This window comes from Vibrio sp. L85 (assembly GCF_963871815.1).
Lineage (GTDB): Bacteria > Pseudomonadota > Gammaproteobacteria > Enterobacterales > Vibrionaceae > Vibrio > Vibrio harveyi.
On the sequence record NZ_CAWMYL010000215.1, the window covers coordinates 1 to 352 of the forward strand.

1 protein-coding gene is annotated in these 352 nt (G+C 46.9%); it reads right to left on the bottom strand.

Features of this window, described 5'->3' with window-relative positions; genetic code table 11:
* Positions 1-73: 73 nt before the first annotated feature.
* The gene (locus AACR11_RS21165) at positions 74-298 is read right to left on the bottom strand and encodes a hypothetical protein (protein ID WP_017819159.1); all 225 of its coding nucleotides are present in this window, start codon (positions 296-298) and stop codon (positions 74-76) included.
* Positions 299-352 lie beyond the last annotated feature (54 nt).

Here is a 352-nt window from a genome sequence, read left to right on the forward strand (position 1 = left end):
AGCTGAGCGGTAGTCAGAACGAGAGGCGGAATTAAAAAGCCTTGCTGCAGCAAGGCTTGTGGCGGTCTAGTGATTAACGATTATCGTAAGGCTCTAAGGTGTAGCCTCTGTGTTGGGTACGTTGGATAAGCTTTTGCGCAGTTTTGTGGGATAGAACAAGGTGGCGCCAGTCATTATCAACGAGCATATCGAGGACAAAAAGAGAGCCAGAGTCGTTTTCAGTTGAATTTGAGTTGTGTGAATGGGTGCTTTTTAACTGTGCGGTGTGCTGGCGTTTATGCTGGGTTCTTGGTTTCATGAGCGGTCTCCATGTTTAGGAAAAATCGCACGAGAAAAGAAAGAAAAAGCGGCG

What these genes read in the sequence shown, in the direction of transcription:
- AACR11_RS21165 (WP_017819159.1), bottom strand. Translation starts at nt 298, where the DNA reads ATGAAACCAAGAACCCAGCATAAACGCCAGCACACCGCACAGTTAAAA.